Here is a 236-nt window from a genome sequence, read left to right as displayed (position 1 = left end):
CGGCAGCGTGCGCGTGCTGATGGCGGGGCTGTTCGCGTCGCGTTCGGTGATCTGCGCGTATGTCGGCAGCGGGCTGCACCTGTTCGTGCCCGGCGCGCTGTTCGCGTGGCTGCCGAGCTACCTGAACCGCTACTACGCGATGGCGCCCGACCGCGCCGCCGTGCTCGCGGCCGGCTTCGTGCTGCTGTCGGGCGTCGGGATGGTCGGCTGCGGGATCGTCACCGACCGCGTCGGGC

General features: G+C 72.9%; 1 pseudogene. It reads left to right on the top strand.

Annotation, left to right across the window (positions count from 1 at the left end):
- Positions 1-236 (top strand): annotated as a pseudogene (locus tag SB816_RS34960) (multidrug DMT transporter permease); the annotation flags it as partial.

Source organism: Achromobacter sp. SIMBA_011 (assembly GCF_046535435.1).
Taxonomy (GTDB): Bacteria; Pseudomonadota; Gammaproteobacteria; order Burkholderiales; family Burkholderiaceae_B; genus Achromobacter; species Achromobacter dolens.
This window is presented reverse-complemented; position numbering and strand designations above follow the sequence as displayed.